The following is an 8121-nucleotide window of genomic DNA, read 5'->3' as shown; positions in this document are numbered from 1 at the left end:
CCCGCCGACGATGACCCCCTAGGAGTCGTCATGCGTACTCCCCTCCGGCCCCTCTCCCGGCGTGGACTGCTCACCGGCACTCTCGGTTCGGCCGCTCTGCTCGCCACGGGCGGCAGCCTCGCCGGCTGCGGCACCAAGGGCGCGCAGCAGACCGAGGCCGGCTGCGTCAGCGAGGACCTGTCCGGCACCGAGAAGAAGCTTGCCTTCTCCAACTGGCCGCAGTACATGGACGTGGACGAGAAGGACGAGTCCAAGCGGCCCAGCCTGGACGAGTTCATCACGAAGAGCGGCATTCAGGTCACCTACACCGAGGACATCAACGACAACAACGAGTTCTTCGGCAAGGTGCAGAACCAACTGGCGGCCTGCCAGAGCACCGACCGGGACATCATCGTGCTGACCGACTGGATGGCGGCGCGGATGATCCGCCTCGGCTGGATCCAGAAGCTCGACCCCGCGAAGATCTCGAACGTCCAGGCGAACCTGCTGCCGTCGCTGCTCAACCGTTCCTTCGACAAGGACAACCGGATCTCGATCCCGTGGCAGTCCGGCCTGGCCGGGTTGGCGTACAACGGCAGCGTCACCAAGGAGCTGCGGACGGTCGACGAGCTGCTCACCCGGCCCGACCTCAAGGGCAAGGTGACGGCGCTCAGCGAGATGCGCGACACGATGGGCCTGCTGATGCAGTCCAACGGGCACGACCCGGCCAACTTCACCGCCGCCCAGTTCGACGATGCGCTCAACAAGCTCAAGAAGGCCGTCGACTCGGGGCAGATCCGCAAGTTCACCGGCAACGACTACGCACCGGACCTGGCCAAGGGCGACATCGCCGCGTGCATCGGCTGGTCCGGGGACGTCATCCAGCTCTCCAGTGAGAACGAGAAGGTGCAGTTCGTCGCGCCCGACTCCGGCGTGATGCTCTACAGCGACAACATGATGGTCCCCAACAAGGCCACCCACAAGGGCAACGCCGAAGCACTGATCAACTACTACTACGAGCCGGCCGTCGCCGCGACACTCGCCGCGTACGTCAACTACATCTGCCCGGTCAAGGGCGCCCAGGCCGAGATGGAGAAGATCGACCCGGAGCTGGCCGCCAACCCGCTGATCTTCCCCGACGAGGCGCTGCTGTCGAAGTCCACGGTGTTCATGGCCCTGGACGAGAAGCAGGAGAGGGAGTACGAGGGCAAGTTCCAGCAGGTCATCGGGGCGTGACGGGAATGGCGAGCGAGACACCGGCCGGCGACCTGCGCCTGGCCAACCTCACCAAGCGGTTCGGCATCTTCACGGCTGTCGACGACCTCAGCCTGACGATTCCGCAGGGCTCGTTCTTCGCGCTGCTGGGCGCGTCCGGCTGCGGCAAGACCACCACCCTGCGGATGATCGCCGGGCTGGAGGAACCGACAAGCGGTCAGGTGCTGCTCGGCGACCGCGACATCGCCCGGCTGCGGCCGTACAAGCGGCCGATCAACACCGTGTTCCAGAGCTACGCGCTCTTCCCGCACCTCACCATCTTCGAGAACGTGGCCTTCGGGCTGCGCCGTCGCGGCATCCGCTCGGTCGACGACGAGGTCACCCGGATGCTGTCGCTCGTGCAGCTCGACGGCTTCGGCCCGCGCCGCCCGGCCCAGCTCTCCGGCGGCCAGCAGCAGCGGGTAGCGCTGGCCCGCGCGCTGATCAACCAGCCGCAGGTGCTACTGCTCGACGAGCCGCTCGGCGCGCTCGACCTGAAGCTGCGCCGGCAGATGCAGATCGAGCTGAAGCGGATCCAGACCGAGGTCGGCATCACCTTCGTGCACGTCACCCACGACCAGGAGGAGGCCATGACGATGGCCGACACCGTCGCGGTGATGAACGCCGGCCGGATCGAGCAGCTCGGCGCCCCGGCCGACATCTACGAGTTCCCGGCCACCGCGTTCGTCGCGAACTTCCTCGGCCAGTCCAACCTGCTCGCCGGCGAGGCCGCCGGCACGAGCGGCGGCGAGGTCGCGGTGACGGCGCACGGCGCGCGCTTCTCGGTGCCCGCCGGCCGGTCGCGGGCCGACCGCGGACCGGTCCACCTGGGGGTACGCCCGGAGAAGCTGCATCTGGTCGGCTCCGCCGACCAGGTGCCCGCAGGACATCAGCACGTCACCGGGGTGGTCAGCGACGCCTCCTACGTCGGGGTCAGCACGCAGTACCTGCTGCGCACCGGCTGGGGCACCGAACTGTCGGTCTTCGCGGCGAACAGCGGGACGTCGGCGCGGGTGCCGGTCGGCAGTGAAGCCGTGGCGTACTGGGATCCACGGCACGCGTTCCTGCTGCCCCGCGACGCCGCCGACACCGACCGGACGGCACCGGTGCTCGACGAGCCGGTGGGTGCGTCGTCGTGACCCTCCTGGCCCCCACCGGATCGGGGCAGGCGCCACCCGCGCCACCGGCAGCCCGGTCCGGGCGACACCGGCTCCTGCCGTACCTCCTGCTGCTGCCCGGCGCGGCCTGGCTGCTCATCTTCTTCGGTGTGCCGCTGGTGCAGCTCGCGGCGGCCAGCCTGTACGACCCCGGCGGGTCGCTGTCCACCGGGTACGCGCTGACCTGGGCGTTCGGCAACTATCCGGACGTGGTGCAGGCGTATTGGCCGCAGTTCCTGCGCTCGTTCGGCTACGCCGGTCTGGCCCTGGTGCTGGCGCTGCTGCTGGGCTACCCGCTGGCGTACGCGATCGCGCAGAAGGCCGGCCGGTGGAAGAACCTGCTGCTGGTGTGCGTGGTCGCGCCGATGTTCACCAGCTTCCTGGTCCGCACTCTGGCCTGGAAGACGATCCTGTCGGACAACGGCGCGCTCGTCGGCCTGCTGCGTGACGTGCACCTGCTCGCCCCGGACGGCCGGCTGCTGGCCACCCCGTTCGCGGTGGTGCTCGGCCTGACGTACAACTTCCTGCCGTTCCTGGTGCTGCCGCTGTACGCGAGCCTGGAGCGGCTCGACTACCGGCTGCTGGAGGCCGCCACCGACCTGTACGCGAGCCCGGTGCAGGCGTTCCGCCGGGTGACGCTGCCGCTGTCCATGCCCGGCCTGGTCGCCGGCACGCTGCTGTTCTTCATCCCGGCCAGCGGCGACTACATCAACGCCGAACTGCTCGGCACCCCGAACGAATACATGATCGGCAACGTCATCGACTCGGCGTTCCTGGTCCGGCTGGACTACCCGCAGGGCGCCGCGCTGTCGTTCCTGCTGATGGCGGCGATCCTCGCGGTGGTCTTCGGCTACCTCCGTCGAGCCGGCACTGAGGAGGTGCTGTGAGGGTCTCCCGTTGGCTCGCGGACCGTTGGGTGATGATCGTGGCGTTGCTGGTGCTCGGTTACCTGGCGTTGCCGATCCTGGTGGTGGCCGGGTTGTCGTTCAACCGGCCGTCGAGCCGGCTGTCGTACGACTTCAACGAGTTCACCCTGGACAACTGGCGTCAGCCCTGCGCCACCTCGGACATGTGCGACGCCGTCGTCCGCAGCGTGCAGATCGGCTTCATCGCCACGGTCGTCGCCACCGTGCTCGGCACGCTGATGGCGTTCGCGCTGGTCCGGCACCGCTTCCGTGGCCGGGCCGGCATCAACGTGCTGATCTTCCTGCCGATGGCCACCCCGGAACTCGTGATGGGCACCTCGCTGCTGGCCCTGTTCGTGTCCGCGGGGGTGCCGCAGGGCTTCTGGACCATCGTGATCGCGCACGTCATGTTCTGCGTGTCGTTCGTGGTGGTCACCGTCAAGGCGCGCCTCGCCGGGATGGACCGGCGGCTGGAGGAGGCCGCCATGGACCTGTACGCCAGCGAGTGGCAGACCTTCCGGCGGATCACGCTGCCGCTGGTGCTGCCCGGCATCGTGGCCGCCGCGCTGCTGGCGTTCTCGTTGAGCTTCGACGACTTCATCATCACGAACTTCAACGCCGGCACCACCGTCACGTTCCCGATGTACGTCTGGGGCGCTGCCCAACGGGGCATCCCGCCGCAGGTGAACGTCATCGGCACCGCGATGTTCGCGATCGCCCTGCTGCTGGTGGGCCTCAGCTCGCTGCGCGGACGGCGGGCCCGCCGGGCCAACCTGCTGGCCGCCGCGCCCGCTGCCCGTCCGGCACGCCGGCCGTCATGAACCTCCCGCATACCAGCCGGGCGCTGGCCGACGCGGCGCCCGTGCCGTACTGGCTGGACCGCCCGGAACGCCCCGACCCGCTGCCGCCGCTCACCGGCCCGCAGCACGCCGACCTGCTGGTGATCGGCGGCGGGTTCGGCGGGCTCTGGGCCGCACTGCTGGCCAAGCAGGCCGACCCCGATCGCGACGTGCTGCTCGTCGACGCCGGGACCTGCGGCTGGGCCGCGTCCGGGCGCAACGGCGGGTTCTGCGCCGCCTCCCTCACCCACGGCCTCGCCAACGGCGTCGACCGGTTCCCCGCCGAGGTCGGCGAGCTGGAACGCCTCGGCCGGGAAAACCTGGAAGCCATCGCCGCCACCGTTGCGGAGTTCGACATCGACTGCGACTTCGAGCGCACCGGCGAACTGGCCGTCGCCGTCGAGCCGTACCAACTCGACGGGCTGGCCGCCGACGCCGACCTGGCCCGCCGGTACGGCCACCGGGTGCGGCTGCTCGACCGCGACGAGGTGCGCGCCGAGGTCGACTCGCCGACGTACCTCGGCGGGATGATCGACGCCGACCGGGTGGCCATGGTGGACCCGGCGAAGCTCGCGTGGGGTCTACGCCGAGCCTGCCTCGACCTCGGCGTACGGGTGCACGAGCACACCCGGGTCACCGGGCTGCGCGCCGACCGTGCGGCGCTGCACGCGGTGACCGCCGGCGGGCCGGACGCCGCGCCCGGATCCGTGCGAGCCCGGCGGGTCGTGCTGGCCACCAACGCGTTCCCACCGCTGCTGCGCCGGCTGCGGGCATACGTGGTGCCGGTCTACGACCACGTGCTGATGACCGAGCCGCTCACCCCCGCCCAACGGGACGCGATCGGCTGGCGCAACCGGCAAGGGCTGGCCGACACCGGCGACCAGTTCCACTACTACCGGATCACGTCCGACGGGCGGATCCTCTTCGGCGGCTACGACGCCGTCTACCACTACGGCAACCGGGTCGCTCCGGAGCTGGAGCAACGCCACGCCACCTTCACCACCCTCGCCGAGCACTTCTTCACGACGTTCCCGCAGCTCGCGGACGTGCGCTTCAGCCACCGCTGGGGCGGCGTCATCGACACCTGCACCCGGTTCTGCCCGTTCTACGGCACCGCGTACGGCGGGCGACTGGCGTACGCCGCCGGCTACACCGGCCTCGGCGTGGGCGCGACCCGCTTCTCCGCCCGCGTGCTGCTCGACCTGCTCGACGGCCGGGACACCCCGCTGACCCGGCTCGACCTGGTCCGCCGCAAGCCCCTGCCGTTTCCGCCGGAACCCGTCCGCGCGGTCGGCATCAATCTCACCCGTTGGTCCCTGGCCCGCGCCGACGCGCGCGAGGGCCGGCGCGACCTGTGGCTCCGTACTCTCGATCGTCTTGGTTTGGGGTTTGATTCCTGATGCGTGTCCTGCTCGTCGGCGCCGGTGGCGTCGGCTCCGCCGCCGTAGCCATCGCCGCCCGACGGTCCTTCTTCGAGACGGTGGTGGTCGCCGACTACGACCTGGACCGCGCCGGCCGCGCGATCACCGGGCACGGCGACCGCTTCGTCGCCGCCCAGGTGGACGCCTCCTCGGCCGACGCCGTCGCGGCGCTCTGCCGGGAGCACCGGATCACCCACGTGTTCAACGCCGTCGATCCGCGCTTCGTCATGCCGATCTTCAACGGCGCGTTCTCGGCCGGCGCGGACTACCTGGACATGGCGATGTCGCTGTCACACCCGCACCCCTCGCAGCCGCACGTGCGGACCGGGGTGAAGCTGGGTGACGAGCAGTTCGCGGCGGCCCCCGCCTGGGAGGAGGCCGGCCGGTTGGCGCTCGGCGGCATCGGTATCGAGCCCGGCCTGTCCGACGTGTTCGCCCGGTACGCCGCCGACGAACTGTTCAGCGAGATCGACGAGATCGGCATCCGGGACGGGGCGAACCTCACCGTCGACGGCTACGACTTCGCGCCCTCGTTCTCCATCTGGACCACCGTCGAGGAATGCCTCAACCCGCCGGTGGTCTGGGAGGCCGACCGCGGCTGGTACACCACGGAACCGTTCTCCGAGCCGGAGGTCTTCCACTTCCCCGAGGGCATCGGGCCGGTCGAGTGCGTCAACGTGGAGCACGAGGAGGTGCTGCTCATCCCGCGCTGGGTCGACGCCAAACGGGTCACCTTCAAGTACGGCCTGGGCGACGAGTTCATCGGCGTGCTGAAGACGCTGCACAAACTCGGCCTGGATTCCACCCGGCCGGTCTCCGTGCGGGGCGCTTCGGTCTCTCCCCGGGACGTGGTGGCGGCCTGCCTGCCCGACCCGGCCACTCTGGGTGAGCGGATGCGCGGCAAGACCTGCGCCGGCACCTGGGTACGTGGCCTCGGCCCCGACGGGCAGCCCCGCGAGGTCTACCTCTACCACGTCGTCGACAACGAATGGTCGATGCGGGAGTACGGCCACCAGGCGGTGGTCTGGCAGACCGCCGTCAACCCGGTGGTCGCGCTGGAGCTGCTCGCAACCGGCGCCTGGTCCGGTGTGGGGGTGCTCGGCCCGGAGGCGCTGCCCCCGGTGCCCTTCCTCGACCTGCTCACCGCCTACGGCTCTCCGTGGGGCATGGAGGAGCGCTAACCCCCACCCCCGCTGACGACATCCCGACACATCGTCGGAGGCCCTCTCGGGTTTGCATGAACCGATCGCAGGAGGCCGCGATGCGCGGGGATCCGCGGCTTTTGCCCGCACGATCGGCCCTACCCGTTCAACCCGAGGGATCGCACCAGGTGTCAACTCGTCGCCGCGGAAATCGCCCATCGATCATCCCGGTCGGAGCGAATGTCGCAGGTGACCGGCGTGACGGCGGATCGGTAGCGGGAACGGCCCCGCCTACGTCGATGGCGTCGTCAAGGTCGTCGGCAGCGACATCTACGACCTGGACCGCGACAACGACGGCTACGGCTGCGATTGACCCCGCCCGTTCAGCCTCGCGTCGATCATGGAGTTGTGGTGGCCGATCCGTGCCATTTCGAGGCATCTATCCGGCACCACAACTCCATGGTCGACCCGGTGGGTGAGTCGGGGCGCGTAGCACGGTCGGAGCTCTTTTGGGCGTTGTGCACAGGGGCGGTGGTTGTCCACAGGGCGCTGGGTCGGGGTGGCAGGCTTCCGGCTTGGTGCTGCAGATTCCTGCGACATGGCAGAGCGTCTGTATCGATACTCGGAGCTACTCGCCGCGGGCCTGAGTCGGGAACAGGTGCGCAGGCTGGCTGACAGGTCCCGACTGCACCGACTGTCGCGGAGCGTGTACGCGCCCTCGTGCGATCCGGCTCGGCACCTGCCGGCGATCTTCCGACGGTTGCCGGACACCGCTGTTGTTGGCTTCCACACCGGTGCGCAGCTGCACGGTTTCGGAGACGCCCGCAGTTCCGACGTGCACATAATCGTGCCGGCAGGGGAGCGGGTGCCGCATATTCGCGGGGTCGTCGCCCACGAGGCGGTGCTGCCGGTACGCGACCCGGTGGTTCTGGCTGGAGTGCCGTGTGCGCCCGCTGCCCGGTGCGCGGTCGACCTCGCCCGATCATTGTGCCGGCTGGACGCGATGCCACTTCTGGATCTGTGTCTTCGCTCAGGCGCGTGTCGACCCGAGGACCTTCTGGTTGAGGTCGCTCGGCACGAGCGCCTGCGTGGCATCTGCCAGGCGCGGGATCTGGTGCCGCGGGCGGACCCTCGTGCGGAGTGCCGGCAGGAGAGTCAGCTTCGCATGGTGATGATCGACGGTGGACTGCCCGCGCCGGAGCCGCAGATCTGGGTCCCGGACAGCAACGGGGTGCCGCTCTACCGTCTCGACCTTGGCTATCGGAAGCGCCGAGTCGGTGTCGAGTACGACGGATCGTCCCACCTGGACCGTGACCGCCTCCGCCGCGATCGATCCCGGATGAACTGGTTATCCGCTCACGGCTGGCAGATGCGTCACTTCACCGACGTGGACCTCTACCGCCGCCCCAGTCACATAATCGCCA

At 69.7% G+C, this 8121-nt stretch carries 7 protein-coding genes; all 7 read left to right on the top strand.

Annotated features, from left to right (window positions below; genetic code table 11):
• Window positions 1-30: 30 nt before the first annotated feature.
• On the top strand, window positions 31-1215 hold the full coding sequence (locus F8271_RS28280; RefSeq protein WP_151492893.1) for a spermidine/putrescine ABC transporter substrate-binding protein: 1185 nt from the start codon (window positions 31-33) through the stop codon (window positions 1213-1215).
• 5 nt (window positions 1216-1220) lie between these two features.
• Entirely contained in the window at window positions 1221-2372 is a 1152-nt protein-coding gene (locus tag F8271_RS28275) for an ABC transporter ATP-binding protein (protein WP_151492892.1), read from the top strand.
• Window positions 2369-3277 carry an ABC transporter permease gene (locus F8271_RS28270; RefSeq protein ID WP_151492891.1) on the top strand — a complete coding sequence of 303 codons (909 nt, stop codon included), beginning with the start codon at window positions 2369-2371 and terminating at the stop codon, window positions 3275-3277. Before F8271_RS28275 ends, F8271_RS28270 begins: the two co-directional genes overlap by 4 nt.
• Window positions 3274-4116, top strand: coding sequence for an ABC transporter permease (locus F8271_RS28265; RefSeq protein WP_225854826.1), 843 nt, complete (start codon window positions 3274-3276; stop codon window positions 4114-4116). Before F8271_RS28270 ends, F8271_RS28265 begins: the two co-directional genes overlap by 4 nt.
• Window positions 4113-5534 carry an FAD-binding oxidoreductase gene (locus tag F8271_RS28260; protein WP_151492890.1) on the top strand — a complete coding sequence of 474 codons (1422 nt, stop codon included), beginning with the start codon at window positions 4113-4115 and terminating at the stop codon, window positions 5532-5534. Before F8271_RS28265 ends, F8271_RS28260 begins: the two co-directional genes overlap by 4 nt.
• Window positions 5534-6736 (top strand): saccharopine dehydrogenase family protein, encoded by a 1203-nt coding sequence (locus F8271_RS28255; RefSeq protein ID WP_151492889.1) that lies wholly within the window; start codon window positions 5534-5536, stop codon window positions 6734-6736. Before F8271_RS28260 ends, F8271_RS28255 begins: the two co-directional genes overlap by 1 nt.
• Window positions 6737-7403: 667 nt before the next feature.
• Window positions 7404-8121, top strand: a 718-nt coding sequence (locus F8271_RS28250; protein WP_192580497.1) for a hypothetical protein, incomplete at its 3' end; no start/stop codon positions are given.

The sequence above is a fragment of the Micromonospora sp. ALFpr18c genome (assembly GCF_008868155.1).
Taxonomy (GTDB): Bacteria; Actinomycetota; Actinomycetes; order Mycobacteriales; family Micromonosporaceae; genus Micromonospora.
The sequence above is the reverse complement of the archived record's forward strand: the minus strand, read 5'-3'. Positions and strand labels throughout refer to the sequence as shown.

What these genes read in the sequence shown, in the direction of transcription:
- F8271_RS28255 (WP_151492889.1), top strand. Translation starts at nt 5,534, where the DNA reads ATGCGTGTCCTGCTCGTCGGCGCCGGTGGCGTCGGCTCCGCCGCCGTA.
- F8271_RS28275 (WP_151492892.1), top strand. Translation starts at nt 1,221, where the DNA reads ATGGCGAGCGAGACACCGGCCGGCGACCTGCGCCTGGCCAACCTCACC.
- F8271_RS28280 (WP_151492893.1), top strand. Translation starts at nt 31, where the DNA reads ATGCGTACTCCCCTCCGGCCCCTCTCCCGGCGTGGACTGCTCACCGGC.
- F8271_RS28260 (WP_151492890.1), top strand. Translation starts at nt 4,113, where the DNA reads ATGAACCTCCCGCATACCAGCCGGGCGCTGGCCGACGCGGCGCCCGTG.